24 protein-coding genes and 1 tRNA gene are annotated in these 24,106 nt (G+C 68.8%); 14 read left to right on the top strand and 11 right to left on the bottom strand.

Annotated features, from left to right (window positions below; translation table 11 throughout):
- Positions 1–37 precede the first annotated feature (37 nt).
- Both ACZ5Y9_RS15805 and ACZ5Y9_RS15800 read right to left on the bottom strand, forming a co-directional pair.
- Positions 38–268: a DUF2795 domain-containing protein gene (locus ACZ5Y9_RS15805; protein WP_247624537.1), complete on the bottom strand. Its 231-nt coding sequence runs from the start codon at positions 266–268 to the stop codon at positions 38–40.
- 67 nt (positions 269–335) lie between these two features.
- The gene (locus tag ACZ5Y9_RS15800; protein WP_247633847.1) at positions 336–758 is read right to left on the bottom strand and encodes an Hsp20/alpha crystallin family protein; all 423 of its coding nucleotides are present in this window, start codon (positions 756–758) and stop codon (positions 336–338) included.
- 129 nt (positions 759–887) lie between these two features.
- On the opposite strand from ACZ5Y9_RS15800, the gene ACZ5Y9_RS15795 reads away from it, so the two are divergent.
- Together ACZ5Y9_RS15795 and ACZ5Y9_RS15790 are read left to right on the top strand one after the other, a co-directional pair.
- On the top strand, positions 888–1,187 hold the full coding sequence (locus ACZ5Y9_RS15795; protein WP_464471796.1) for a MerR family transcriptional regulator: 300 nt from the start codon (positions 888–890) through the stop codon (positions 1,185–1,187).
- 28 nt (positions 1,188–1,215) lie between these two features.
- Positions 1,216–2,946 (top strand): cation:proton antiporter, encoded by a 1,731-nt coding sequence (locus tag ACZ5Y9_RS15790; protein ID WP_464471795.1) that lies wholly within the window; start codon positions 1,216–1,218, stop codon positions 2,944–2,946.
- A gap of 81 nt (positions 2,947–3,027) precedes the next feature.
- Here ACZ5Y9_RS15790 and ACZ5Y9_RS15785 read toward each other — a convergent pair whose 3' ends face one another.
- Entirely contained in the window at positions 3,028–4,455 is a 1,428-nt protein-coding gene (locus tag ACZ5Y9_RS15785; RefSeq protein WP_464471794.1) for a dicarboxylate/amino acid:cation symporter, read from the bottom strand.
- A gap of 165 nt (positions 4,456–4,620) precedes the next feature.
- Positions 4,621–4,968, bottom strand: coding sequence for a hypothetical protein (locus ACZ5Y9_RS15780; protein WP_247624542.1), 348 nt, complete (start codon positions 4,966–4,968; stop codon positions 4,621–4,623).
- A gap of 63 nt (positions 4,969–5,031) precedes the next feature.
- Between ACZ5Y9_RS15780 and ACZ5Y9_RS15775 the strand changes: the two genes are divergently transcribed.
- A complete protein-coding gene (locus ACZ5Y9_RS15775) occupies positions 5,032–5,427 on the top strand; it encodes a YbjQ family protein (protein ID WP_247624543.1) in 396 nt (131 codons plus the stop codon).
- Here the strand turns inward: ACZ5Y9_RS15775 and ACZ5Y9_RS15770 are convergent.
- From ACZ5Y9_RS15770 to ACZ5Y9_RS15760, 3 genes are read right to left on the bottom strand one after another with little or no spacing between them, the layout of a single operon-like run.
- Positions 5,424–5,663 carry a helix-turn-helix domain-containing protein gene (locus tag ACZ5Y9_RS15770; RefSeq protein WP_247624544.1) on the bottom strand — a complete coding sequence of 80 codons (240 nt, stop codon included), beginning with the start codon at positions 5,661–5,663 and terminating at the stop codon, positions 5,424–5,426. The two genes, ACZ5Y9_RS15775 and ACZ5Y9_RS15770, sit on opposite strands and share 4 nt — an antisense overlap.
- Positions 5,660–6,295, bottom strand: a complete 636-nt coding sequence (locus ACZ5Y9_RS15765) for a hypothetical protein (RefSeq protein ID WP_464471793.1) — start codon at positions 6,293–6,295, stop codon at positions 5,660–5,662. The genes ACZ5Y9_RS15770 and ACZ5Y9_RS15765 overlap by 4 nt, the downstream gene beginning before the upstream one ends.
- Positions 6,295–6,933: a hypothetical protein gene (locus ACZ5Y9_RS15760; protein ID WP_464471792.1), complete on the bottom strand. Its 639-nt coding sequence runs from the start codon at positions 6,931–6,933 to the stop codon at positions 6,295–6,297. The genes ACZ5Y9_RS15765 and ACZ5Y9_RS15760 overlap by 1 nt, the downstream gene beginning before the upstream one ends.
- A gap of 211 nt (positions 6,934–7,144) precedes the next feature.
- Between ACZ5Y9_RS15760 and ACZ5Y9_RS15755 the strand changes: the two genes are divergently transcribed.
- The 4 genes from ACZ5Y9_RS15755 (at position 7,145) to ACZ5Y9_RS15740 (ending at position 11,800) form a co-directional block, all read left to right on the top strand.
- Positions 7,145–9,673 carry an ATP-dependent Clp protease ATP-binding subunit gene (locus ACZ5Y9_RS15755; protein ID WP_247624547.1) on the top strand — a complete coding sequence of 843 codons (2,529 nt, stop codon included), beginning with the start codon at positions 7,145–7,147 and terminating at the stop codon, positions 9,671–9,673.
- A gap of 128 nt (positions 9,674–9,801) precedes the next feature.
- Complete coding sequence (locus ACZ5Y9_RS15750) at positions 9,802–10,305, top strand: amino-acid N-acetyltransferase (RefSeq protein ID WP_247624548.1); 504 nt, start codon at positions 9,802–9,804, stop codon at positions 10,303–10,305.
- A gap of 10 nt (positions 10,306–10,315) precedes the next feature.
- On the top strand, positions 10,316–11,011 hold the full coding sequence (locus ACZ5Y9_RS15745; protein ID WP_464471791.1) for a hypothetical protein: 696 nt from the start codon (positions 10,316–10,318) through the stop codon (positions 11,009–11,011).
- Positions 11,012–11,389: 378 nt separating this feature from the next.
- A complete protein-coding gene (locus tag ACZ5Y9_RS15740) occupies positions 11,390–11,800 on the top strand; it encodes a dehydrogenase (protein WP_247624550.1) in 411 nt (136 codons plus the stop codon).
- A 55-nt stretch (positions 11,801–11,855) separates the two neighbouring features.
- Here the strand turns inward: ACZ5Y9_RS15740 and radA are convergent, their stop codons facing one another.
- Entirely contained in the window at positions 11,856–13,229 is a 1,374-nt protein-coding gene (gene radA, locus ACZ5Y9_RS15735; protein WP_404597353.1) for a DNA repair protein RadA, read from the bottom strand.
- Between the two features lie 149 nt (positions 13,230–13,378).
- Here radA and ACZ5Y9_RS15730 point away from each other — a divergent pair, with 149 nt between their 5' ends.
- The 5 genes from ACZ5Y9_RS15730 to cydC all read left to right on the top strand — a co-directional run bounded on the left by ACZ5Y9_RS15730 (position 13,379) and on the right by cydC (position 19,925).
- Positions 13,379–14,005, top strand: a complete 627-nt coding sequence (locus tag ACZ5Y9_RS15730) for a helix-turn-helix transcriptional regulator (protein ID WP_464471790.1) — start codon at positions 13,379–13,381, stop codon at positions 14,003–14,005.
- 91 nt (positions 14,006–14,096) lie between these two features.
- Positions 14,097–15,512 carry a cytochrome ubiquinol oxidase subunit I gene (locus ACZ5Y9_RS15725; protein ID WP_247624553.1) on the top strand — a complete coding sequence of 472 codons (1,416 nt, stop codon included), beginning with the start codon at positions 14,097–14,099 and terminating at the stop codon, positions 15,510–15,512.
- 14 nt (positions 15,513–15,526) lie between these two features.
- Positions 15,527–16,555, top strand: coding sequence for a cytochrome d ubiquinol oxidase subunit II (gene cydB, locus ACZ5Y9_RS15720; RefSeq protein WP_464471789.1), 1,029 nt, complete (start codon positions 15,527–15,529; stop codon positions 16,553–16,555).
- Entirely contained in the window at positions 16,552–18,216 is a 1,665-nt protein-coding gene (cydD, locus tag ACZ5Y9_RS15715; RefSeq protein WP_464471788.1) for a thiol reductant ABC exporter subunit CydD, read from the top strand. The genes cydB and cydD overlap by 4 nt, the downstream gene beginning before the upstream one ends.
- Positions 18,213–19,925: a thiol reductant ABC exporter subunit CydC gene (gene cydC / locus ACZ5Y9_RS15710; protein WP_464471787.1), complete on the top strand. Its 1,713-nt coding sequence runs from the start codon at positions 18,213–18,215 to the stop codon at positions 19,923–19,925. The genes cydD and cydC overlap by 4 nt, the downstream gene beginning before the upstream one ends.
- 316 nt (positions 19,926–20,241) lie before the next feature.
- On the opposite strand, the gene ACZ5Y9_RS15705 is transcribed toward cydC, so the two are convergent.
- A complete protein-coding gene (locus ACZ5Y9_RS15705; protein WP_464471786.1) occupies positions 20,242–21,018 on the bottom strand; it encodes a hypothetical protein in 777 nt (258 codons plus the stop codon).
- A gap of 121 nt (positions 21,019–21,139) precedes the next feature.
- Between ACZ5Y9_RS15705 and ACZ5Y9_RS15700 the strand changes: the two genes are divergently transcribed.
- Both ACZ5Y9_RS15700 and ACZ5Y9_RS15695 read left to right on the top strand, forming a co-directional pair.
- Complete coding sequence (locus ACZ5Y9_RS15700) at positions 21,140–22,186, top strand: hypothetical protein (protein ID WP_464471785.1); 1,047 nt, start codon at positions 21,140–21,142, stop codon at positions 22,184–22,186.
- Between the two features lie 59 nt (positions 22,187–22,245).
- Positions 22,246–22,336 (top strand) — tRNA-Ser (locus ACZ5Y9_RS15695).
- A gap of 148 nt (positions 22,337–22,484) precedes the next feature.
- Here the strand turns inward: ACZ5Y9_RS15695 and ACZ5Y9_RS15690 are convergent.
- Positions 22,485–23,360, bottom strand: coding sequence for a sugar phosphate isomerase/epimerase family protein (locus tag ACZ5Y9_RS15690; RefSeq protein ID WP_464471784.1), 876 nt, complete (start codon positions 23,358–23,360; stop codon positions 22,485–22,487).
- A complete protein-coding gene (locus ACZ5Y9_RS15685) occupies positions 23,357–23,989 on the bottom strand; it encodes a TetR/AcrR family transcriptional regulator (RefSeq protein WP_464471783.1) in 633 nt (210 codons plus the stop codon). Before ACZ5Y9_RS15685 ends, ACZ5Y9_RS15690 begins: the two co-directional genes overlap by 4 nt.
- Between the last annotated feature and the right edge of the window lie 117 nt (positions 23,990–24,106).

Below are 24,106 nucleotides of genomic sequence, written 5' to 3'. Positions count from 1 at the left end.
GGGGAGGCGCGGGAAGCGCGCCGGGAACGCGCCGCCGTCAGGCCGCGATGGGCGTACTGCGGGGCGTGAGCGCCTCTTCCAGCGATCGGCGCGCGAGTCGGTAGCGGATGCTCCAGCCGGCGCTGTAGCTCTGCTCGGGGAGGTCGGCGAGGAGTGCGCGGTCGTCCGGGCCGAGGCCGTCGCGCGCGGCTTCGCGCAGCAGGTCGTCCTTCGTGGCCGGGTACTCCATCTCGGCCAGGAAGCGGTCGAGTGCGGGCGAGGTGGGCATGTGACATTCCTTTCCGTGTGAAGGGGAGGAGGACTCGGGGGCGCGCGATCGCGCGCCCCCGAGAGGATCAGGCGTCGATCGCCTGCCGCTGGTCGGCCGATTCGACGGTGATCTTGCGCGGCTTCGCACGCTCGCTGACGGGGATGATGACCGACAGCACGCCGCTCTCGTAGGAGGCGCTGATGCTGTCGAGGTCGACACCCTCGCCGAGCGTGAACTGGCGCAGGAACGTGCCGGCGCCCCGCTCGCGAGCGAGCCAGCGCACGCCCTCCTGGCTGTCGGCGGTGCGCTGGGCGCGGATGGTCAGCTGTGCACCGTCGAGATCGACGTCGATCGAGCCGGGATCGGCGCCCGGCAGATCGGCGTGCAGGATGTAACGGTCGCCGTCGCGATAGAGGTCCACCGGCATGGACCGGGGGGCGCGAACGGAGTCGAGCACGCTCGCGGCGAAGCGGTCGAGCTGACTGAACGGATCGAAGGTGAGTGCCATGGTGTCTCCTTTCGTACGGCCCTCTCGGGCTCGATGGCCGATGCAGAAGATCTGCATCACTTGCTGTAGATTTTTTATAGAACAAATCCAGCCACTTCCGCAAGTCCCGACGTCTCGAAGGAGAACCGGATGCCGCATCGCGATTCGCGCACCCCGCTCTACGGCATCGCCGTCGCCGCGCAGCTCGTCGACCTGCCCGAGGCGACCCTCCGCCTGTTCGAGAGCAAAGGGCTGCTGACGCCCGCGCGGAGCGACGGCGGCACCCGGCGCTACAGCGACGACGACATCGATCGCCTGCGGAGGGCGGCGCAGTTGCGTGACGACGGCATCAACATCGCGGGCATCGCCCGGGTGCTCGACCTCCAGGACGAGAACGCCGATCTGCAGGACCGGAACGCCGACCTGCGCGACACTCTCGACGAGCGGTGACGCCCGGCGCGGGCGCTAATCTGGCCGGATGGATGCCGAGATCTTCTACGTCCTCGTCGGCGCCGTCGTCGTGGCGGCCATCGCCCGCTGGCGCGGGTGGCCCGCCCCGCTGCTCGTCACGGTCGTCGCGCTCGCGGTGTCGTTCCTTCCGTTCGTGCCCGAGCTGCGTGCCGACGGGCACCTGCTGCTGAACCTCGTGCTGCCGCCGCTGCTGTACTCGGCGGCCCTCGACGTCTCGTTCGTCGGGTTCCGGCGCAGCCTGCCGCAGATCCGCCGCCTGGGCATCTGGCTGGTGCTGATCACGGCGATCGCCGTCGGTCTGATCGCGTGGTGGATCTTCCCCGATCTGGGCCTTCCCGGGGCGCTGCTGCTCGGCGCGATCGTCTCTCCGCCCGATGCGGTCTCGGCCGCCGCGATCGGCCGCAAGCTCGGCCTGCCGCGCCGCATCATGACGGTGCTGTCGGGTGAGAGCCTCATCAACGATGCGACCTCGCTGACTCTGTACCGGGTGTTCGCGGCGATCCTCGCGGGCGCGACCGTGAGCGTCTGGGGCGGCATCTGGCAGTTCATCGTCGCGGTGGCGGTGGGTGTCGGCATCGGCCTGGTGTTCGGCGTCGCGCTGCACCAACTGCGCATGCGCATCTCCGACCCCGTCGTGATCGGTACGTTCGGCCTGCTCGCTCCCTTCGGCGCCTACGCCATCGCCGAGCACCTCAACGGCTCGGGTGTACTGGCGGTCGTCGCGATGGGCCTGTACGTCGGCTTCAACGCTCCGCGCACCGACTACACGACCCGTCAGCAGGAGAAGCCGATCTGGCTCTCGGCCGACTTCCTGCTCGAGAGCTTCGTGTTCGCGTACATCGGTCTGCAGCTGCCGCGCGTGGTCAGCGACCTCGGCGCCGAATCGATCGGCGAGATCCTGCTGCTCTCGGGCGCCGTGCTCGTGGTCGTGCTGATCGTGCGCCCGCTGTTCATCTTCCCGGCCAACGCCTGGGCGAACTTCCAGGACCGTCGGCGCCTCGCCCGCTGGGATCGGGGGGTCGAATCGGGAGAGTTCCAGAAGCGGCAGAAGCAGTCGCGGCGCTGGGGCCAATACACCCCCGACGAGCTGCGCACGCAGATCGTGCGCGAGCGGATGGCGGGCCTCCAGCTCACCTGGAAGGACAACGCGGTCATCTCCTGGGCGGGCATGCGCGGCGTGGTCACGCTCGCGACGGCGCTCGCCGCGGCCGACCTCGCCACCCTCGACGAGCGGGCCTCGCACGCGATCGTCGTGGTCGCGTTCATCGTGACCGTCGGCACGCTGCTGCTGCAGGGGCTCACGCTGCCGATGCTGATCCGCCGGCTCGGCATCGCCAGCGACGTCGATCACGCCGAGGATGAGAAGGCCCTCGCCGCGGTGAAGGAGAAGAGTCGTCGGGCCGGCAAGGCGTTCCTCGCCGAGAAGCGCGTGGAGTGGGAGGAGAAGTACGGCGAGGTCGACCTCTCGATCTTCGACGCTTTCGCCAAGCGCATGAACCGCGTCGAGAAGGACACCGACGAGGCGCAGGAGGTCGAGGACTCGGTCGCCAAGCCGTCGTACGACGACCTCGTCGCCCTCTCGAAGGGCTGGTTGCAGGTGCGCCGCGAGATCCTCCTCGAGGAACGCGACAAGGGCAACCTCGACGAGGAGGTCATGCGCGAGCTGATCGCGGCGATGGATGCCGAGGAGCTCGCCATGGACACCCGCGGGGCGACCCGTCCGGGCGAGCGCGCGTAGCCGCGGCATCCCGCTGACGAACGAGAGTGCCCCGTCCTGGAAGAGGACGGGGCGCTCGTTCGGTGATGCGGCGGGTGGCGCTCAGCGCGTGGCGGCGGGCTCCGGTGCGGCGGTGGTGCCGGCATCCGCCTCGGGGGCGTCGTCGTCATCGTCCTCGGCGAAGGGGAGGCCCTCGCGCGGCGCGTTGTAGAGGCGCTCGTCGAGGATGCCTTCGCGCTTGGCGACGATCGTCGGGATGAGCGCCTGGCCCGCGACGTTGACCGCGGTGCGGCCCATGTCGAGGATCGGGTCGATCGCGAGCAGCAGTCCCACGCCCTCGAGCGGCAGGCCGAGCGTCGACAGCGTGAGCGTGAGCATGACGACCGCGCCCGTGGTGCCGGCGGTCGCGGCGGAACCGACGACCGAGACGATCACGATGAGCAGGTACTGCACGAAGTTGAGCTCGATGCCGAAGAACTGCGCGACGAAGATCGCGGCGATGGCCGGGTAGATCGCGGCGCAGCCGTCCATCTTGGTGGTGGCGCCGAACGGCACGGCGAACGAGGCGTACGAGCGGGGCACGCCGAGGTTGCGCTCGGTGACGCGCTCGGTGAGCGGCAGGGTGCCGATCGACGAGCGGCTGACGAAGGCCAGCTGCACGGCGGGCCAGACACCCGAGAAGTACTGCTTGATCGACAGGCCGTGGGTCTTCACCAGCACGGGGTAGACGACGAAGAGCACGAGCGCGAGACCGACGTAGATCGCGATCGCGAACCAGCCGAGCGAGGCGAGCTTCTCCCAGCCGTACTTGATGACGGCGGCGCCGATCAGGCCGAAGGTGCCGAGCGGGGCGATGCGGATGATCCACCACAGCACGCGCTGGATGACCTTGAGCAGCGACTCGGTGAAGACGAGGAACGGCTCGGCCTTCTTGCCCGCCTTGAGCGCGGCGATGCCGACGACGGCCGCGACGACGATGACCTGCAGGATGTTGAAGCTGACGCTCGACGAGACGGCGCCGGCTTCGGCGTCGAACGAGCTGCTCACTCCGATGCCGAGGAAGTTCTGCGGGATGAGGCCGAGCAGGAAGTTCCACCACGTGCCGACGGTGTAGGGCTCGCCGGGCTCGAGCCCCTCGCCCGCGCGGGCGCCGGGCTGGATGACGAGGCCGAGCACGATGCCGATGACGACGGCGATGAACGCGGTGATCGCGAACCACAGCAGCGTCTGGCCGGCGAGGCGGGCGGCGTTCTGCACGCGGCGCAGGTTCGAGATGCTCGCCACGATGGCGGTGAAGATGAGGGGCACGACGGCAGCGCGCAGCAGCGTCACGTACGAGCTGCCGATGGTGTCGAGGGTGGCCGAGAGGCCGTTCGGGTTCTCGGCGGTGGCGCCGAGCTGGCGGCCGATGAGGCCGGCGGCGATGCCGAGGACGAGGGCGGCGAGGATCTGGAAGCCGAACGACGTCAGCAGCTTCCGGATCGGTCCGCGGGTATCAGGCGCCTTCTGCGCGCGAGCGGTGGTACTCATTGCGGGGGAACTCCAGAACAGATTGCGGCATGCCGATATACACGCCAGAACGTTCAACGCTAGGTCTGTCTGAGAATTCCCTGGGCGGAAATGACGAAGGATGACGGATGCCGCAGCATCCGTCATCCTTCGATGTCGATCCGACCGGAGGTCAGACGGGGAGGATCACTCTCCCGCAGCGAGGCACTCCTCCATGTTGTCGGTGAGGACCTTCTGGACCAGGGTGTAGTCGTCCTGGTTGGCCTGCTTGTCCTCGCCGTTGGCGAGGTAGTTGAGGGTCTCGTTGCTGAGCTCCGAGTCGACGAGGTAACCGGCGAAGCAGTCGGCGGCCTTCTCATTGAGGATGTCGCCCTGGCCGGCGTCTTCGAAGTACTGGGTGAGGCCCGAAGCCACGTCGGCCTGAGACGGACGGCTCGCGCCACCGCAGGCGGCGAGCGAGAGGGCGAGGGCCGCGGCGGGCAGGGCCAGCAGCAGGCGGGAGCGGGTGCGCAGTTTCCGGTCGAAGTTCATCATGCGGCCAGGTTATCGGCTCTCAGCCCATTGATAGGAATATCTGGATGGGGATATATACCCATCATGATTTCTGGTAATGGCTCCGTGCTCTGGCACGATGGCCTCATGTTCATGGTGACGACGAACGATATTCCGGGTTACCGCATCACGCAGGTGCTCGGCGAGGTCATGGGCCTCACGGTGCGCTCGACCGACTTCGGTCAGGGGTTCGCCGCGGGCTTCCGTTCGCTCGGCGGCGGCGAGATCCCCGAGTACACCCAGGTCATGTACGAGGCCCGGCAGGTCGTCATGGGGCGCATGTGGGCCGAGGCCCAGCAGCGCGGCGGCAACGCGATCGTCGCGATGCGCTTCGACGCCGGGTCGATCCAGAACTTCACCGAGATCTGCGCGTACGGCACCGCGGTCGTCGTCGAGCCCCTCGCCCCGCAGCCCGCGCCGCCGCAGCCGCCCCGGTTCTAGGGGCGCTCGGCCAGCACCAGCAGCTCGCCGACCTCGCAGTCGAGCGCGTCGCAGATCGCCCGCAGCGTCGAGTAGCGGATGGCGCGGGCGCGGTCGTTCTTGAGCACCGACAGGTTCACGATGCTCACCCCCACGCGCGCGCTGAGCTCGGTGAGCGTCATGCCGCGGTCGGCGAGCAGTTCGTCGAGGCGGCAGTGGATGCCGGTGAGCTCGTCGTCGTTCTCCGCGGGGCTCATACGAGACCCTCGGTTTCCTTCTGCAAGGACTCGTTCTCTCGCTGGGTTCGGATCCCGCGACGGAAGGCCACAGCGATGAGTCCGACGGCCATTCCGATCGCGAAGATCGGGAGGATCGACCAGAACTCGAGCGGATGCGCGGGCTCGCCGGGGCTGACGCCGATGGCGCTGAGCACTCCGTTGCGGCCCATCGTGTCGAAGAGCACGATCGCGATCGGGGCGATCACAAGGGTCCACCCGGTCGCCACGAGCGCCCGCACGTTCGCGTCGACGAAGAAGCGCCCGCGCAGGAAGTTCCCGGCCAGCAGGATCACCGAGCCGATGATCAGCAGCGCCGACAGCGCCCACAGCGCGATCGACGCGACGATGGCCGCGATCGAGACGGCGTTGACGCCCGACGCGTAGACCACCACTTCCTCGGCGATGCCGGAGACCGAGACCGCCCCGGAGTCGCCGGTGGCCTCGACCGGCATCGCGTCGATGGGGATGGTCCACGCGATGCCGTCCTCCCGGAAGGTGGTGAGCACGCGCAGCCAGGTGGCGATGCCGATGATCACGACCGAGGCGACCGCGTAGAAGATGACGGTGACCGCGTCGGCGATCTCGGAACGGGGCGAGATACGGGTGGCCATCAGATGAGTCCCTCCGTCTCCTTCTCGAGCGTCGCCTTGTCGCGCTGCAGGCGATCGCCCACGGTGAAGGCGGTCATGATCACGGCGACGATGAACGCGGCCAAGATCCACGTGAACGGCTCGACCGTGAGCACCGCAGTGTCGAGACGATTCTCGGTCATGAGCGAGACCGTGGCGTTCGCGAGCATGTTGTCGAAGAACCGCACGGCCGCGAAGCCGATCAGACCGGTGATGCCGGCGATGGAGACGAGGGCGGAGTTGCGGCGGCTGAAGACGTGACCGCTCAGGATGCTGCGCGCGAGCAGCAGCAGGCATCCGACCACCGTCACGACCGTGATGATCAGCACGAGCTGGCCCAGGATGCCGGGAACGATCGCGATCGGCGTGAGCTGCGGGGCGACGAGGATGCCGCGGTCGAGCTCCATCGGCACCGTCGCCGAGCCGTCGGTGAGAGCGACGTCGGCGACCCCGTCGACGAACTCGAGCGTCACCGGCACGTTCGTGCCGCCCGCCAGCACGATGATGCGCATCACGGCGCTGACGCCGATCCACGCGGCGATCGCGCCGCCGGCGAGCGAGAAGGCGGCGATCGACCAGCGGTCTCCGCGCGACGGTCGGTTCTGATGCGAGATGCTCATGTCCACTCCTTATCGATGATCGTTGTTATCGATTCCCGTTAACATATCGACTCTCGATAAAGACGTCAACCCTTCCGTCCCATCGGCGCCGTAGCGGGGCGTCACCGCACTATGCCGACGGCGAACACGGGCATACACGGCATCCGCGGTCGTTACTCTCGGTATACAAGCGCTCGCACCCACAGGGAACGTGCGAACCAAGGAGTTGACAATGTTCGAGAGATTCACGGACCGAGCCCGTCGTGTGGTCGTCCTCGCCCAAGAAGAGGCGAAGATGCTCAACCACAACTACATCGGTACCGAGCACATCCTGCTCGGTCTCATCCACGAAGGCGAGGGCGTCGCCGCCAAGGCGCTGGAGTCCCTTGGCATCTCCCTCGACGCGGTGCGCGAGCAGGTGCAGGACATCATCGGCCAGGGTCAGCAGCAGCCGACCGGCCACATCCCCTTCACCCCCCGCGCCAAGAAGGTGCTCGAGCTCAGCCTCCGCGAGGCCCTGCAGCTCGGCCACAACTACATCGGCACCGAGCACATCCTGCTCGGTCTCATCCGCGAGGGTGAGGGCGTCGCCGCGCAGGTGCTCGTCAAGCTGGGCGCCGACCTCAACAAGGTGCGCCAGCAGGTCATCCAGCTGCTCTCGGGCGCCCCGGGCCGCGAGCCGGCCGCCGTCGGCGCGCAGAGCAACGACACCCCGAGCGCGCAGGGCGGCTCGCAGGTTCTCGACCAGTTCGGTCGTAACCTGACGCAGGCCGCGCGCGACAACAAGCTCGACCCGGTCATCGGGCGCGAGAAGGAGGCGGAGCGGGTCATGCAGATCCTCTCCCGCCGTTCCAAGAACAACCCCGTGCTGATCGGTGAGCCCGGCGTCGGCAAGACCGCCGTCGTCGAGGGCCTCGCGCAGGCCATCGTCAAGGGCGATGTGCCCGAGACGCTGAAGGACAAGCAGCTGTACTCGCTCGACCTCGGCTCGCTCATCGCCGGTTCCCGCTACCGCGGTGACTTCGAGGAGCGCCTGAAGAAGGTCACCAAGGAGATCCGCACGCGCGGCGACATCATCGTCTTCATCGACGAGATCCACACCCTCGTGGGTGCGGGTGCTGCCGAGGGCGCGATCGACGCGGCCAGCATCCTCAAGCCGCTGCTCGCCCGCGGTGAGCTCCAGACCATCGGCGCCACCACGCTCGACGAGTACCGCAAGCACTTCGAGAAGGATGCCGCCCTCGAGCGCCGCTTCCAGCCGGTGCAGGTCAACGAGCCGAGCCTGCCGCACGCGATCAACATCCTCAAGGGTCTGCGCGACCGCTACGAGGCGCACCACAAGGTGCAGATCACGGACGGCGCGATCGTCGCGGCGGCGAACCTCGCCGACCGCTACGTCTCCGACCGCTTCCTGCCCGACAAGGCCATCGACCTGATCGACGAGGCCGGCGCACGCCTGCGTCTGTCGATCCTGTCGAGCCCACCCGAGCTGCGCGAGTTCGACGAGAAGATCGCCAAGGTGCGCGAGCAGAAGGAAGTCGCCAGCGAAGAGCAGGACTTCGAGAAGGCCGCCGCCCTCCGCGACGAGGAGAAGAGCCTCCTCGCCGAGCGTCTGCGCCTCGAGAAGCAGTGGCGTGCGGGCGACGTCGCCACCTCCGCGGTGGTCGACGAAGGTCTGATCGCCGAGGTGCTCGCACAGGCCACCGGCATCCCCGTCTTCAAGCTGACGGAAGAGGAGTCCTCGCGACTCGTCTTCATGGAGAAGGCCCTGCACCAGCGCGTCATCGGTCAGGAAGAGGCCATCGCCGCCCTGTCGAAGACGATCCGTCGTCAGCGCGCCGGCCTCAAGGACCCGAAGCGTCCCTCGGGCTCGTTCATCTTCGCCGGCCCCACGGGTGTCGGAAAGACCGAGCTGGCCAAGGCGCTCGCCGAGTTCCTGTTCGACGACGAAGCCGCCCTCATCTCGCTCGACATGAGCGAGTTCGGCGAGAAGCACACCGTCTCGCGTCTGTTCGGTGCCCCTCCCGGGTTCGTCGGATTCGAAGAGGGTGGCCAGCTCACCGAGAAGGTGCGTCGCAAGCCGTTCAGCGTGGTGCTCTTCGACGAGATCGAGAAGGCCCACCCCGACATCTTCAACTCGCTGCTGCAGATCCTCGAAGAGGGTCGGCTCACCGACGGCCAGGGTCGCGTGGTGGACTTCAAGAACACCGTCATCATCATGACCACGAACCTCGGTGCGCGCGACATCGCCGGTGGTCCCGTCGGCTTCCAGATCGAGGGCAGCAACGCCACGACCTACGAGCGGATGAAGGGCAAGGTGAACGAAGAGCTCAAGCGGCACTTCAAGCCCGAGTTCCTGAACCGTGTCGACGACATCATCGTGTTCCCGCAGCTCAACAAGGAGGAGCTGGTGCAGATCGTCGATCTGTTCACCAAGCGCCTCAGCGAGCGGCTGCTCGACCGCGACATGACGATCGAGCTGTCGCAGGCCGCCAAGGAGCGTCTCATCGAGATCGGGTTCGACCCGTCGCTCGGTGCCCGCCCGCTGCGTCGCGCGATGCAGCACGAGGTCGAAGACCGCCTGTCGGAGAAGATCCTGCACGGCGAGCTCGACTCGGGCGACCACGTGAAGGTCGACGCGAAGGACGGGGAGTTCCTGTTCGAGCACGGCCCGCGCGAGGGTGGCCCGGTCTCGGTCGGCGTCAACACCGGCGGCGACATCTCCGGCACCCCCGACCTGGCGATCGCCAGCGGGGAGTGACCTGATCGTCGACCTCGGCTCCTGAGCGAGCGGAGCGAGACGAAGGAGGGGGCGGATGCTTCGGCATCCGCCCCCTTTCCTGTGCCCGCTTCAAGGTCGCAGGCAGGCGGCGGTTCTAGGCTGGAGGGGTGAGCGACTACATCGTCCGGCCGGCGCGGAGCGCCGACATCGTCGGCATCCGCAATCTGCTGCAGCCGATGGTCGAGCAGCGCATCCTCCTGGGCAAGGACCTCGCCGTGCTCTACGGCGCCGTGCAGGAGTTCGTCGTGGCCGAGGCCGACGGCGAGCTGATCGGCTGCGGCGCGCTCCACGTCTTCTGGGAAGACCTCGGCGAGGTGCGTACGCTGCTCGTCAGCGATGCCTGGCTGCACCACGGGGTGGGGCGAGCGATCGTCGACCGCCTCGAGCAGAACGCGGTCACGCTCGGACTCTCGCGGCTGTTCTGCCTGACGTTCGAGGTCGAGTTCTTCACGCGCCGCGGCTTCACGACCATCGGCGAGCAGGTCGTCGATCCCGACGTGTACTCGCAGCTCCTGCGCAGCGGCGACGCGGGTGTCGAGGAATTCCTCGATCTCGCGCACGTCAAGCCCAACACGCTCGGCAACACGCGGATGCTGAAGCACCTGAACTAGCCTGGAACCCATGCCCCGTCAGTCCGCAGCCGTCTATCGTCGTCGGCGCATCGTGTTGCTCGGCGGGCTGATCCTCGTGCTCGCGGCGATCGGTATCGGCGTGTGGCTGCTGCTCGCCCAGCCGTGGGCCTCGGCCGCGTCCGAGAGCACCCCGAAGCCCACCCCGACGACCTCGTCGACCGCGTCGACCCCGACCCCCGGCACGGTCGCGAGTCCGGATGCCGAGGCGTCCAACCCGCAGCTTCCGCCGGACGAGGCTCCGGAGGATGTGCCGGACGCATCGCAGGCGCCCGCGATCGTGGCGTGCCAGGCGAAGGACATCGAGGTGAAGGCCGTCGCCGACGCCGAATCGTACACCGACGGTGTGCTGCCGAAGCTGTCGATCTCGCTCACCAACAAAGGCTCGAGCGACTGCACGCTCGACGTCGGTTCGACCATGCAGTCGATCACGGTCTCGAGCGGCTCCGACGTGTGGTGGCGCTCGACCGACTGCCAGCAGAACCCGAGCAGCATGATCGCGACGCTCACCGCGGGAACGACCGTCACGAGCAAGGATCCGGTCACCTGGGATCGCACGCGATCGAGCGTCGAGACCTGCGAGCAGGAGAACCGCCAGCGGGCTCCGGGCGGCGGCGCGTCGTATCACGTCGCCGTGTCGATCGGTGGATTCGCCAGCGTATCCACGCAGCAGATCCTGCTCTACTGAGTCGATTCCGACCGTCTTCGGCTCGGAACGCTTCGAAAAGCGTATAAGTCCCGGTTTATTGTTCCGAAAAGCTCTGATGCATCGGTAACGGCTGACAGGGCTGGTTCTTTGGGATACCATTGAAGTCGATTCTCTGATTCATGCGGCACCATGCCATCCCCAGTGGCGTCGACTTACAGCGTCCCCAGCGCTTCGACACCGCCGCTCGAGAATCCGAGGGCCCTCTCGAGTACCCCAGTCCCCAATGTGGGACTCGAGAGGGCCCCAATCGTTTCCGCAGGCTTCGCCCGCGTCGAGACGTCGCTTTCGCCGCGAGACACCACGCCAGACGTGATGTTTCGCGGCGAATGTGGTTTCTCGCGCGCCTAGGCTGGAGGCATGGCAGCGAAGAAGGCGAAGAGCGCGAAGCAGAAGCCGGCACCCGAGGACTTCCGATCGGATGCCCTGGCACTGGCGCTCGAGAAGCAGGACGTCGCGGCGGTCGCCCTCGCGCTGCGCAACGGCACGACGGTCGTGCCGCTGGTGAAGCCCGGCGCACGCGACAACCCGCTCGACACCGGCGAGGTGTGGACCTACCGCGATCCGAACAGCGGCGACCTCGCCCTGCTGCTGTTCAGCGACGCGAAGAACAAGCCCGACAACCTGCCTCCGGGCGTCGGCATCTACACGGCCGAGTGGCTGCGGAAGTTCCTCGGCACGCATCCGATCACGACCGTGTTCCTCGACATCGCCGGTCCTCACCCGATGCAGGCCTCGCCGCAGGAGCTGCTCAAGGCGCTCGAGGCCTGAGCCGCGCGACACCGCGCCGTTGACGGCTTCCCGACGGCTTCCCGCCGCACTGTCCTCAGAACGGCGGAATGTCGCGCTCGTCGCGTCGACCGCCCCCGCCGCTGCGCGCCTTCACATCGGTGAGGGCGGCGCGCAGCGTCTTCGACCGGTCGTCGACGACCTGCTCGTAGCCCAGGCGCGCGGCCTCTGATCGGCGCTGCGCCGACTGGGTCACGGGGCGGATCTCGCCGGCCAGACTGAGCTCGCCGACGGCCGCCACCGTGCGCGGCACCGAGATCTGACGGATCGACCCGGCCACCGCGATCGCGATCGCCAGGTCGGCGGCCGGCTCGGTGAAGCGCACTCCGCCCACGGTCGAGACGTACACGTCGAGGTTGCTGGTCGGTACTCCCGCGCGCCGCTCGAGGATCGCGAGCACCATCGCGACCCGCGCCGCATCGACGCCCTGCACGACGCGCCGCGGGTTCGGGGCCTGCGTGGGCACGGTGAGCGCCTGCACCTCGACGGGGAGGGCGCGGCGCCCCTCGAGCGAGATGGCCACGCACGTGCCGGGCTCGGTCGCCCCCTGCGAGAGGAACAGCCCGGAGGGGTCGGGAACCTCGGCGATGCCGTCGCCGGTCATCTCGAAGCATCCGACCTCGTCGGTGGGGCCGAACCGGTTCTTGAGCGCGCGGATGAAGCGGAGCGACGTCTGCCGGTCGCCCTCGAAGTGGCACACGACATCGACCAGGTGCTCGAGCACACGGGGCCCGGCGACCTGACCGTCTTTCGTGACATGCCCGACGATGATGATCGGCAGTCCACGGTCCTTCGCGACGCGGATGAGCGTCGAGGCCACCTCGCGCACCTGGCTGGGTTGCCCGGCCGCGCCGTCGATCATCGCCGAGGAGACGGTCTGCACCGAGTCGACGATCACCAGCTGCGGCTGCACCTCGTCGATGTGGCCCAGGATCGTGGCGAGATCGGTCTCGCTCGCCAGGTACAGCTCGTCGTGCAGCGCCCCGGTGCGCTCGGCGCGCAGACGCACCTGCGCGGGGGACTCCTCGGCGCTCGCGTAGAGCACCCGCCGCCCGGCGTGCGCGGCCTTCGCCGCGACCTCGAGCAGCAGCGTGGACTTGCCCACTCCCGGCTCGCCGCTGAGCAGGATCGCCGCCCCGGGCACGATGCCGCCGCCGAGCACGCGGTCGAACTCGCCGACCCCGCTCGTGCGGCGAGGGGCATCGGTCGTGGTGATCTGCGTGATCGGACGCGCGGCCTTCGCCGCCAGGGGAGCCTGCGCGCTCACACGCTGCACGATGCCGGTCTGCGTCGCCTGCTCCTGCACCGTTCCCCACTGCTGGCACTCGCCGCAGCGGCCCACCCACTTGGCGGTCGTCCACCCGCACTCGGTGCAGACGTACGCGGGCGGGGCGGGACGACGGGTGGCCATTCAGCCAGGCTAGCCGCGGCATCCGACATCGCGGCGCACGCGTCGGTCGCGAGGGCCTCGGACACCCATGCGACCGGGCTATCGCGGGCATCCGACATCCCTATCGCGAACGGCTTCATCCGCCGATCCCCGCGGGCCATACTGGAGTCATGGCCAGCGCCGGGCCCATTTGCGGGCCGATCTCCACGTACTCGCGAGTGCAGCTCCTGCACCTCGTGCAGACGCGTGCGCAGCGCACGATCGGTGAACTGTGCGAGGCCACGGGCCTGCACGCCAACACCGTGCGCGAGCACCTGCAGCGCCTCATCGAGGGCGGATACGTGATCGCGGCCACCGAGCACCGCACCACCCGCGGACGCCCCCGCACCCTCTACAGCGCCGCGACCGGGATGGCGGATGCCTCCAGCCCCATCGCGCGCGACAAGGTCAGCGCCGCGGCCCGCCGTGGAGACCTCCTGCGCCGGGTCATGCCGGGCGCGGCGTCCGATCTCGGTCGCGACGCGACCTATCAACTCGATGCACTCATCGAACACCTGGAAGAGAGCGGCTTCGAGCCCGTCGTCGACGACGTGCAGCTCACCGTCGATCTCAGCCCGTGCCCGCATGCCGCGGGCCGCGCGGAAGACCGTCCGATGCTCTGCAGCGTGCACCTCGGCCTCATGCAGGGGGTGCTCACCGAAGCGGGTGGGCCGATCTCTGCGGATGCCGTGCGCACGTCCGCCCTCCCGGCGGACTGCACCGTGCAGCTGCGTCTGACGGAGATGTCCGCCGCCTAGGCGAGCATCCGTTTTATTCACGGCCCGCAGCCCCGCGAGGGCGGCAGGCCCGTCGTTAGCGTGGCAGCAGGCTGAGAAAGAGGAGTGCTCCATGGAATGGCTCGACCCCCTGGTCCTGTCACGATGGCAGTTCGGATTGACGACCGTCTACCACTACCTGTTCGTGCCGCTCACGATCGGCATGGCGCTCGTGGCGGCGATCTTCCAGACCGCATGGGTGCGCACCGGCAAGGTGCAGTACCTGCACCTCACGCGCTTCTTCGGCAAGATCTTCCTCATCAACTTCGCCATGGGCGTCGTCACCGGCATCGTGCAGGAGTTCCAGTTCGGCATGAACTGGTCGGACTACTCCCGCTTCGTCGGCGACGTCTTCGGCGCACCGCTCGCCTTCGAGGGTCTGCTCGCCTTCTTCTTCGAGGCGACGTTCATCGGCCTCTGGATCTTCGGGTGGGACAAGCTCCCGCAGAAGCTGCACCTCGCGACCATCTGGTGCGTCTCGATCGGCAGCATCCTCTCGGCGTACTTCATCATCGCCGCCAACGCGTTCATGCAGAACCCGGTCGGCTACGTCTACAACCCCGAGACGAACCGCGCCGAGCTCACCGACTTCTGGGCGCTGCTGACCAACCCCGTCGCGCTCGCGGCCTTCCCGCACACGATCTTCGGCGCGCTGATGTTCGCCGCCGGTGTCGTCATCTCGGTCTCGGCCTGGCACCTCGCCCGTCGCCAGCACTTCGACACCATGCGCATCTCGCTGAAGTTCGGCCTCTGGGCGATGATCGTCTCGACCGCCGGCGTCGTGCTCACCGGTGACCAGCTCGGCCTCGCGATGTACGCGGCGCAACCCATGAAGATGGCTGCGGCGGAGGCGACGTTCAACACCGTCTGCGGCTACGACGCCTCGTTCAGCATCTTCACGCTCGGCACACCCGACGGCAGCTCGGAGCTGTTCTCGATCCGCGTGCCGTACCTGCTGTCGCTGCTGTCGACGCACTCCTTCGACGCGTGCGTGCACGGCATCAACGACCTGAACGCCGAGTACCTGACGACGTTCGCCGACACCGGCATCACCGACTTCGCCCCGATCCTCTGGGTCACCTACTGGGCGTTCCGCTGGATGATCGGCCTCGGCATCGCCGCCGCCCTCGTCGCTCTCGTCGGCCTCTGGATCACCCGCAAGAACGCCAAGCGCGAGCCCGCGCCGTGGATGTGGAAGATCGCGATCTGGTCGTTCCCGCTCGCCCTCGCCGCCAACATCATGGGCTGGGTCTTCACCGAGATGGGGCGCCAACCCTGGATCGTGTTCGGACTCATGACCACGCAGGACGGCGTCTCGCCGGGCGTGAGCGGACTCGAGGTGCTCATCTCGCTCATCGCCTTCACCGCGATCTACGCCTCGCTGGCGGTCGTCGAGATCCGCCTCATCATCCGGGCCGCCCAGAAGGGGCCCGACACCACCGAAGAACCCCACGAGGAGACGGCCCAGCTGCCGTCGGTCGTGTACTGAGAGGAAGGAACACCATGGATCTCGCAACGCTCTGGTTCTTCATCGTCGCCTTCTTCTTCGTCGGCTACTTCGTGCTCGACGGCTTCGACTTCGGCGTCGGCATGTCACTGCCCTTCCTCGGCAAGGACGACGTCTCGCGCCGTCAGGTCATCAACACCATCGGTCCGGTCTGGGACCTCAACGAGACCTGGGTGATCGTCGCCGGTGCCGTACTGTTCGCGTCGTTCCCCGAGTGGTACGCGACGTTGTTCAGCGGGTTCTACCTGCCGCTGCTGCTCATCCTGCTCGCGCTCATCCTGCGCGGCGTCTCGTTCGAGTACCGCCACCAGCGCGAGAGCAAGAAGTGGAAGCAGGGCTTCGACCGGATGATCGTGATCGGCTCGGTCGTGCCGGCCCTGCTCTGGGGCGTCGCGTTCGGCAACATCGTGCAGGGCGTCGCGCTCGACGAGAACCACATCTTCGTGGGCGGCTTCTTCTCGCTGCTGAACCCGTACGCGCTGATGGTCGGTGTGACCACGCTGCTGCTGTTCTTCCTGCACGGCGTGCTGTTCGTCGCCCTCAAGACCGACGGCCCCGTGCGCGAGGACGCCCACCGACTCGCGAAGCTCGCCGCCGGACCCACGATCCTCGCCGCCGCGGCGACCGTGGTGTGGACCGTGCTGATCGCGATGAACCGCGAGGCTCCGCTGCTGTGGCTCGTGATCGGCGCGGGGGCGCTCGCCGCCGTCAGCCTGATCGCCGCCGTCGGATTCTCGCTCGTGCGCCGCGACGGCTGGGCGTTCATCGGCGGCATGCTGACGGTGCTGTTCGCGGTGGTCATGCTGTTCTCCGCGCTGTTCCCGTTCGTGATGCCCTCGACGATCGACCCGGCCTACAGCCTGACGATCGCGAACGCCTCGAGCACGCAATATACGCTGGAGATCATGAGCTGGACGGCGCTGATCGCCACCCCGCTCGTCATCGCCTACCAGGCCTGGACGTACTGGGTCTTCCGCAAGCGCGTCACGCGCTCGTCCATCGAGGGGGCTCCGGCGCACGCGTGAAACCCGTCGACCCGAGACTGCTGCGTTACGCGGGTGCCGCGAGGGGATTCCTCGCGGCATCCGCGCTGATCGGCGTCGTCCAGACGGCGGTCGTGATCGTCTTCGCCTGGCTGCTGACGGATGCCGTCACCGGGGCCATCGCGGGCCGCGACGTCTCGGCATCCCTCCTCGCCCTGCTCGGCACCGCCCTGCTGCGCGGGCTGCTGATCGCCGCCTCGGATGCCGCGGGCACGCGGGCCGCGGCGAAGACCGGGATGCAGCTGCGCGGCGCCCTCATCCGCGCCGTCGGGAAGCTCGGGCCGTCGTGGCTCGCGCAGCGCAACCAGGCCGGGCTCGCGGTGACCGCGGGGCACGGACTCGAAGCGCTCGACTCGTACTTCGCGCGGTACATCCCGCAGCTCGTGATGACCGCGATCGCGACGCCCGTGCTGCTCGCGATCATGTGGTGGTTCGACTGGGAGAGCGGGCTGATCGCCACCGTCACCCTGCCGCTGATCCCCCTGTTCCTCATCCTCATCGGCATCGCGACGCGCACCGTGCAGCAGAAGCAATGGCAGACGCTGCAGCGGCTCGCGGTGCGCTTCGCCGACACCGTGCAGGGGCTCTCGACGCTGCGGCTGTTCGGGCGCGAGCGCCGCGCCGCCGACCGCATCGAGTCCACGGCCGACGACTACCGCCGCGAGACCATGAAGGTGCTGCGGTTCTCGTTCCTGTCGGGTTTCGCGATGGAGCTTCTGGCCTCGCTCGCGGTCGCGCTGATCGCGGTGGCGGTCGGGTTCCGGTTGCTGTCGGGCGACCTGTCGCTCGAGATCGGACTTTTCGTCCTGCTGCTGGCGCCCGAGGCGTTCCTGCCGATCCGGCAGGTCGGGGTGCAGTTCCACGCCGCATCCGAGGGGGTCGCGGCGACCGAGGACATCTTCGCGGTGCTCGACGAGGCGGGGGACCGGGCGGGGGCCGTACCCAACTCAGGAACAACGGAGCGGCGCAGCGCCGATTCCGGGGTTTCGGGGCCCGTTTCCGGCATTCTTCCTGAGTTGGGTACGGACGCCGCGCCCGGCCTGACCGTAGAGAACCTGCGCGTGCGCGATCTGCCGCCGGTGTCGTTCGCCGCCGAACCCGGCACGATCACTCTGATCGAGGGGCCGAGCGGGTCGGGCAAGACCAGTCTGCTCGCGGCGCTGCGCGGAGCAGTGGCGTTCGAGGGCGCGGCCACGCTCGGCGGGGTGGACGTGCGGGAGCTGTCGCCGGCGGATTGGACGGCGTGGGCCGGCCAGACACCCGGTCTGATGCAGGGCACGATCGCCGCGAACGTGTCGCTCGGCGATGCCGAGCCCGATGAGGCCCGCGTGCGCGGCGCGCTCGACGCGGCGTGCGCCGACCTCGATCCGGAACTCGAGCTCGGCGTGCAGGGCAACGGCCTCTCGGGCGGACAGGCGCAGCGCGTCGCCGTCGCTCGCGCTCTCTACCGGCAGGCCGGCGACCTTCGTCGAGTGCTCCTGCTCGACGAGCCGTCCAGCGCCCTCGATCCCGACACCGAGCAGCGCCTGTGGTCGTCGCTGCGCGAGCGGGCGGATGCCGGGGCCACGATCCTCCTCGTCTCGCACCGTCGCACGGCCCGCGAGATCTCCGATCTCGTCGTCGCACTGGGGGTGCACGCATGAGCGCCGCCGTTCACCCCGACACGAGTCGCCCGGACGCCGGCCGCCCGGATGCCGGCCGCGCCGCGCGCATCCGCGAGGTGCTGCGTCTCGCGCAGCCGCCGCTCGGCCGCTTCACCCCCGGTCTGATCTGGGGCATGCTGTCGGCCGCCGCGGCCGTGAGCCTGCTCGCCGTGAGCGGCTGGCTGATCGTCAGCGCCTCGATCGTCGACTCGCTCGTTCCGCTGTCGATCGCCGTGGTCGGGGTGCGGTTCTTTGCGGTCTCGCGTGCCGTCACCCGCTACCTCGAGCGTCTCAGCGGGCACGACGCCGCGCTCCGCCAGCTCGCCACCACCCGCGCCGACATGGTGCGCCGCCTCATCCCGCTCTCGCCCGCGGGACTCGGCCGCACCGACCGCGGCAAGGTGCTCTCGGCGCTCGTCGACGACGTCGAGAACCTGCAGAACCTGCCCCTGCGCGTCGTGCAGCCGCTGGGCGTTTCCGGGCTCGTGGCCGTCGGCGCGGTCGTGTTCATCGCGTTCGTCTCGCCGATCGCCGCCCTCACCCTGCTCGCCTGCCTGATCGTCGCGGGCGCCGCCGCGATCGGGATGGGGTGGCTGTTCGGCTCGCGCGCCGAGGCCCTCGTCTCGGATCGTCGCGCCGACCTCTCGGCCGCGCTCGTCGACTACTTCGGCAGCCTCGACGTGCTCCTCGCCTACGGGGCCGAGCCGCAGGCGCGCGAACGGGTGACGGCAGCGGATGCCGCGCTCCGCCGCGTCGTGACCCGCGCCTCGCTCGCGCAGGCCACAGCCGCCGGTGTCGTCTCGGCCGTTGCGGGCGCGGCATCCGTCTGGGCCGTCGCCGCCGCCTCGCCGGGCCTGGCGACCGGCGCGATCGACGGTCCCTGGTTGGCGGTCGTCGTGCTCGTGCCGATGGTCGTCTTCGAGGTGTTCGGGGCGGTGCCGATCGCCGCGGCATCGTGGCGGAGCGTGCGGTCGAGCGCGGCGCGCATCGTCGACGTGCTGCCCGAGCGGATGCCGGACGAGCTGCGCTCCGACGCGGGAGACGACGCGGCGCCGACGGGCGTCCCCGCGCTGCGGCTGCGTGATGTGGCGGCATCCTGGCCCGGCGGTGCTCCGGCGCTGCGCGGGGTGTCTCTCGACCTGGAGCCGGGGGAGCGTGTGCTCGTCGCGGGCCCCAGCGGCGCGGGCAAGAGCTCGCTCGCCGCGGTGCTCGTGGGTTTCCTGCGGGCGGAGGGTTCGTACCTCGTCGGCGATGTCGATGCGTCGTCGCTCGCGGGGCCCGCGCTGCGGAGCGTGGTCGGGCTGTGCGAGCAGAGCCCGCAGCTGTTCGACGAGGACATCCGTCAGAATCTCCTGTTCGCCCGCGACACCGCGACCGACGACGAACTGCTCGCCGTGCTCGCACGGGTCGGGCTGGCGGAGTGGGTGCAGGAGCGCGGAGGACTCGATGCCCGCGTCGGCGACCGCGGCGCGCTCGTGTCGGGCGGGCAGGCGCAGCGGCTGGCGTTGGCGCGCGCGCTCCTGCGGGGATTCCCGGTGCTCGTGCTCGACGAGCCGACCGCCGGCGTCGATCCGGATGCCTCCGACGCCCTGCTGCGAGACCTGCTCGGTGCCGCGGGCGAGCAGTCGGTGCTGCTGATCTCGCACATCGCGCCGCCCGCCGGGTCGGTCGACCGGGTCGTGCGGCTCGAGGGTGGGCGCACGGTCTGACGGGTTCGCGCGTGCGCGGGCGCCGCGGCATCCGTCCGTCGACCGGTCGGGCCGGCCACCTGCAGGGAGAAGTGACATGTGCAGGGCGAATCGGCCGATCTTCCTGCACGTGTCATTTCTCCCTGCGGATGCGGGGGATGCCGCGATGAGCGGGGGGCGAGCGGATGCCGCGCTCACGTGCACGGAGTGATCACGTCTGCACGGCGAGATGCGGCATACGGTCGTGCAGACGGGGCCTGTCCGTGCAGATGAGCGGATGGGCGGCCCGTCGTCTCGCTGCGCTCGCTCAGGAACCGAGGTGACGAAGGGCGCAGCGTCAGATGTGCAGGGGCGTCGGGGGTTCCATGACGATGCCCTGCGCCTCGAAGGCGCGGCGGCGCTCCTCGATGCGGCGGTGCAGTTCGACCTGCGCGGCGTCCACGAACGCGGGGTCGAGGTCGACGGTCGCGGGGTGCGGATCGCCGTGGTTCGCGGCGATGTAGGCGTCGAGTTCGGGACCCGAGGTCCACGAGGTGATGAGGGCGTAGCGCGGGGCGCTGCCGCGGTGCCACACCGCGTGCCAGAAGCGCTGGGTGTCGACGATGATGCGCGAGCCCGCACCGAGGGGCAGCCGGATCTCGGTGGCCGGGTCGAAGCGGTCGCTGCGCAGGATGAGCATCGAGTCGGGGTCGTCGGTGAGGTTGTAGTACCCGCGCACGACCCAGCCGGTGCCCTCGTCGTTGAGGCGGTTGTTGTCGTCCTGGTGGAGGTTGTAGACCGCGTCGGGGTACTCGTTGGGCTGCAGCTCGATCACGCGGCAGCGGCCGACCGCGGCACCGGGCTCGAGCGCCCGCGCCTGCAGGGTCGGGGCGAGCGCGACCTGCGGCTCGACCCACACGCCGTGCTTGTCGGTGCGCGGGGGAGTGTGGTTCCAGAAGCCGTTGCACTCGAGGTCGCCGGCGTAGCTGGCCAGCGGGGCGAAGCGGGTGATGCCGGAGGACCGCCAGGGGATGTACTCGAGGTCGAGCCACTCGGCGGGGTCGGCGGCCTGATCGTGGTCGTCGAGCACGACGTATCCGGTCTCGGCCAGAGCATCGGAGGTGATGAATGCCATGGTGCATCCTTCCTTCGGTTTCCCTGAGGCCATCCTAACTTGGCGGTCCGGTGCCCGCCGGGGACGTCACCGTGCTTAACCGGACGGGACCGATGTCGGATGCCGCGGCTACCCTGAGGTCATGACGCAGCCACAGGGCGCCCTTCTCGTGGGCAGTGTGAACTTCGACGACGCCGAGACGACGATGCGCACGGCATCGGAGCTGCTCGGGGATCGCCTCCGGCGCATTCCCGACGGCGAGGTCGGCAAGCGGTTCCACTGGATCATGTTCCAGCCCGACGTGCTCGGCGAGGCCGAGGGCATCGAGCGTGTGGGTGACGAGCCGATCCCGTTCGGTGCGGGGATCGACGCTCGCGGGCTGCGCCTCGCCGAGGGCGTGGACCCGTCGACCATCGCGATCCCTCCGCTCGGCTATGCGTCGGCGGCGATCGAGTCGTACGAGGTGTTCCGCCGTCTGCGCGAGGAGGGCGTGATCGCCGAGGGCACGCGCTTCGAGGTCGCGCTGCCGACGCCGCTCGCGGTCATCTCGTCGTTCTTCCAGGGCGCCGATCGCGAGGCGTTCGAGGTCTACTACACCGCCGCGATGCTGCGCGAACTCGACGAGATCGCCGAGGCCATCCCGCACGGCGACCTCGCGATCCAGTGGGACGTCGCGAGCGAGATGGGAATCATCGAGGGTGCGTCGGGATACGGCGCGCTGATGGATGCCTGGTGGGACGGCGACGTCTTCACCGGTCTCGTCGCGCGGCTGGCGACGCTCGTCGACGCCGTGCCGGCCGACGTCGAGGTGGGCGTGCACCTCTGTTACGGCGATGCGGGCGAGCACCACTTCTTCGAGCCGACCGACACCTCGCACCTCGTGGCGTATGCGAACGCGGTGGCCGAGGCATCCGATCGCGCGTTCACGTGGCTGCACCTGCCGGTGCCGATCGACCGAGACGACGAGGGGTACTTCGCCCCGCTCGCCGACCTGCTGCCGGTGAACGAGCTGTACCTCGGACTCGTGCACCGTGAAGACGGCGCCGAGGGCGCGGAGCGCCGCATCGCCGCGGCCCGGACGTACGTTCCGACGTTCGGCGTCGCGACCGAGTGCGGCATCGGCCGCGCGCCGGCCGGATCGACCGAGGGCATCCTGCGCACGCACGCGGAGGTCGCCGCGGCCTGGTGAGGGTGCCGGTGAGTCGTCTCGATTCGCGCGCGGGCGCGCGGTGTCGTAAGCTTGTCCGCGGTGACGTGTCCGAGCGGCCGAAGGTGCAACTCTCGAAAAGTTGTGTAGGGTAACCCCCTACCGTGGGTTCAAATCCCACCGTCACCGCCATGGAAACCCCCGAGAAATCGGGGGTTTTTCCGTATCCCGGGCGGGGCGTGGTGCATTTCTGGTGCAGATTTCCCTGGTTCGGCGAGGATCACTCAGCCATCCCCGGCGACCGATGATCCTGCCTCGGCGGAATCGGTGACGCTGTCGGTCAATGGGGCGAACGCTGTCCGAGATGGCGATTGAGCACCTTCGCGCTCGTCTCGAAGCTCCTGATCGGCGACCCCTCGATCCAATTGCGGTGCGTCTCGAGGATCACAGCCCGGGTTCCCGCGCGTTTCGCCTGCTCGATGAACGCGGGGATGTCCATGTTCCCGAGGCCGAGCTCGACGGCATCCGCCTTGTCGATCGGGGTCAGCGATGATCCTCGGCGGCGGGTGCCGCGGTCGGTGATGTGGCACAGCACGACACGCTCGCCGAGCTCACGCATGAGAGCGAGGGCGTCTACACCTGCCGCGGTCGGCCAATAGCAGTCGAATTCGAAGTTGACGGCGGCCGGATCGGTCTCTGCGATGAGGGCGGAGAATGCCGTGCGGCCCGAGGGCAGACGACGGAACTCGACATTGTGATTGTGGTAGAGCAGGGAGACGCCGCCGGCGGCGAGTACTCGCCCCGCAGCGTTGAGGCGCAGGGCGAGATCTCGCACCTGTGCCTCGTCGGTGTAGTCGAACCGATGCATCCCGGTGATGACGACGTGAGAGGTGTCGAACCTCGACGCTCTGGAGATCACGGCGTCCGGCTCGCGCTCGACAGCGCCGAGGTCTTCGTGGAGGCCGATGACCTTCAGTGATGTGCTGCGAATGAGCTCCGGCCAATCGAGTCGGCCGCCGCGGCCGACCGGCATCCCGGATGCTCTCGTCAGCGCCCGAACGAACAGGGGCGTCGGGCGGGTCATGAAGCCGTTCAGCTCGATGCCCTCGAACCCGGCACGCTCGAGCAGCCCCAGCGTCTCGCGTGCCTGCTGCTCGGTCGACAGCACAGTGCCGAGTTGGATCTGCTGGATCGCCTTGAGCGGGCGCTCGCTCACTGGCCGCTCTTCGACGACTCGGCCGGCGGCTGGGCGGCGATGAGCTTCATGAAGGTCGCCAGCAGCCCGAGGGCATCTCGCGACGGGTCGAGCAGCGCCTGAATACGGAGACCGTCGACCATCGCGAGGACGAGGGTGATCTTCTCGTCCGCTGTCAGCAGCTCGTCCTCCTTGGTGGGCAGGGGGCCGTCCGTGAAGCGAGAACGCATGCGCTCGCGTCGTCCGAGGAAGAACTCATGGGCCGGGTGCTCGGGATTCGTGGCGGCCACAGTGAGCGCCATCCAATTGCGCTGGAAGTCGGGGTGCGCGAACTCGTCGGCCAGCACGGCGCTGAGTATCTGCTCACCGGGAACACGTGTCGTCATCATCCGAGCGGCGAGGTCTTCCTCGTGCTCCTCCCGCTGGGCGAGGGCCGCCGGCAGCAGTTCCTCCTTGCCGGAGAAATGGCGAAGCAGCGCCGCGTGGGTGAGGCCGGCGCGACTGGCGATGTCGCGCAGTGACGCCCGTTCGTAGCCGTGTTCGGCGAAGCTCGCGAGTGCGGCCTCGACGATCTCGGCGCGTCTCGCCGGGGTGGAAGCACTCTGTCCTCGGCGGCGCGGGGAGGGCTCGGCTGTCAGCGGCGACGTCATGTTCTCACTCTCTCACTTTTGCCTTCTGTTACCAAAGTGGTTACTATCGCTCAGGATCGCAATCGGTTGCCAAACGGATTTCGACCACATCTCGCGAAGGACGCCCACTGACGGGCG

The organism is Microbacterium sp. T3-8, from assembly GCF_055398145.1.
This window is presented reverse-complemented; position numbering and strand designations above follow the sequence as displayed.

Bases quoted from the DNA above. Each gene is read 5' to 3' on its own strand.
- ACZ5Y9_RS15745 (WP_464471791.1), top strand. From the start codon at position 10,316: ATGCCCCGTCAGTCCGCAGCCGTCTATCGTCGTCGGCGCATCGTGTTG.
- cydC (WP_464471787.1), top strand. From the start codon at position 18,213: ATGAGCGCCGCCGTTCACCCCGACACGAGTCGCCCGGACGCCGGCCGC.
- ACZ5Y9_RS15770 (WP_247624544.1), bottom strand. From the start codon at position 5,663: ATGAGCCCCGCGGAGAACGACGACGAGCTCACCGGCATCCACTGCCGC.
- ACZ5Y9_RS15805 (WP_247624537.1), bottom strand. From the start codon at position 268: ATGCCCACCTCGCCCGCACTCGACCGCTTCCTGGCCGAGATGGAGTAC.
- ACZ5Y9_RS15775 (WP_247624543.1), top strand. From the start codon at position 5,032: ATGATTTCTGGTAATGGCTCCGTGCTCTGGCACGATGGCCTCATGTTC.
- ACZ5Y9_RS15765 (WP_464471793.1), bottom strand. From the start codon at position 6,295: ATGGCCACCCGTATCTCGCCCCGTTCCGAGATCGCCGACGCGGTCACC.
- ACZ5Y9_RS15725 (WP_247624553.1), top strand. From the start codon at position 14,097: ATGGAATGGCTCGACCCCCTGGTCCTGTCACGATGGCAGTTCGGATTG.
- ACZ5Y9_RS15795 (WP_464471796.1), top strand. From the start codon at position 888: ATGCCGCATCGCGATTCGCGCACCCCGCTCTACGGCATCGCCGTCGCC.
- ACZ5Y9_RS15800 (WP_247633847.1), bottom strand. From the start codon at position 758: ATGGCACTCACCTTCGATCCGTTCAGTCAGCTCGACCGCTTCGCCGCG.
- ACZ5Y9_RS15755 (WP_247624547.1), top strand. From the start codon at position 7,145: ATGTTCGAGAGATTCACGGACCGAGCCCGTCGTGTGGTCGTCCTCGCC.
- ACZ5Y9_RS15705 (WP_464471786.1), bottom strand. From the start codon at position 21,018: ATGGCATTCATCACCTCCGATGCTCTGGCCGAGACCGGATACGTCGTG.
- ACZ5Y9_RS15785 (WP_464471794.1), bottom strand. From the start codon at position 4,455: ATGAGTACCACCGCTCGCGCGCAGAAGGCGCCTGATACCCGCGGACCG.
- ACZ5Y9_RS15730 (WP_464471790.1), top strand. From the start codon at position 13,379: ATGGCCAGCGCCGGGCCCATTTGCGGGCCGATCTCCACGTACTCGCGA.
- ACZ5Y9_RS15790 (WP_464471795.1), top strand. From the start codon at position 1,216: ATGGATGCCGAGATCTTCTACGTCCTCGTCGGCGCCGTCGTCGTGGCG.
- ACZ5Y9_RS15685 (WP_464471783.1), bottom strand. From the start codon at position 23,989: ATGACGTCGCCGCTGACAGCCGAGCCCTCCCCGCGCCGCCGAGGACAG.
- radA (WP_404597353.1), bottom strand. From the start codon at position 13,229: ATGGCCACCCGTCGTCCCGCCCCGCCCGCGTACGTCTGCACCGAGTGC.
- cydB (WP_464471789.1), top strand. From the start codon at position 15,527: ATGGATCTCGCAACGCTCTGGTTCTTCATCGTCGCCTTCTTCTTCGTC.
- ACZ5Y9_RS15740 (WP_247624550.1), top strand. From the start codon at position 11,390: ATGGCAGCGAAGAAGGCGAAGAGCGCGAAGCAGAAGCCGGCACCCGAG.
- ACZ5Y9_RS15760 (WP_464471792.1), bottom strand. From the start codon at position 6,933: ATGAGCATCTCGCATCAGAACCGACCGTCGCGCGGAGACCGCTGGTCG.
- ACZ5Y9_RS15780 (WP_247624542.1), bottom strand. From the start codon at position 4,968: ATGATGAACTTCGACCGGAAACTGCGCACCCGCTCCCGCCTGCTGCTG.
- ACZ5Y9_RS15700 (WP_464471785.1), top strand. From the start codon at position 21,140: ATGACGCAGCCACAGGGCGCCCTTCTCGTGGGCAGTGTGAACTTCGAC.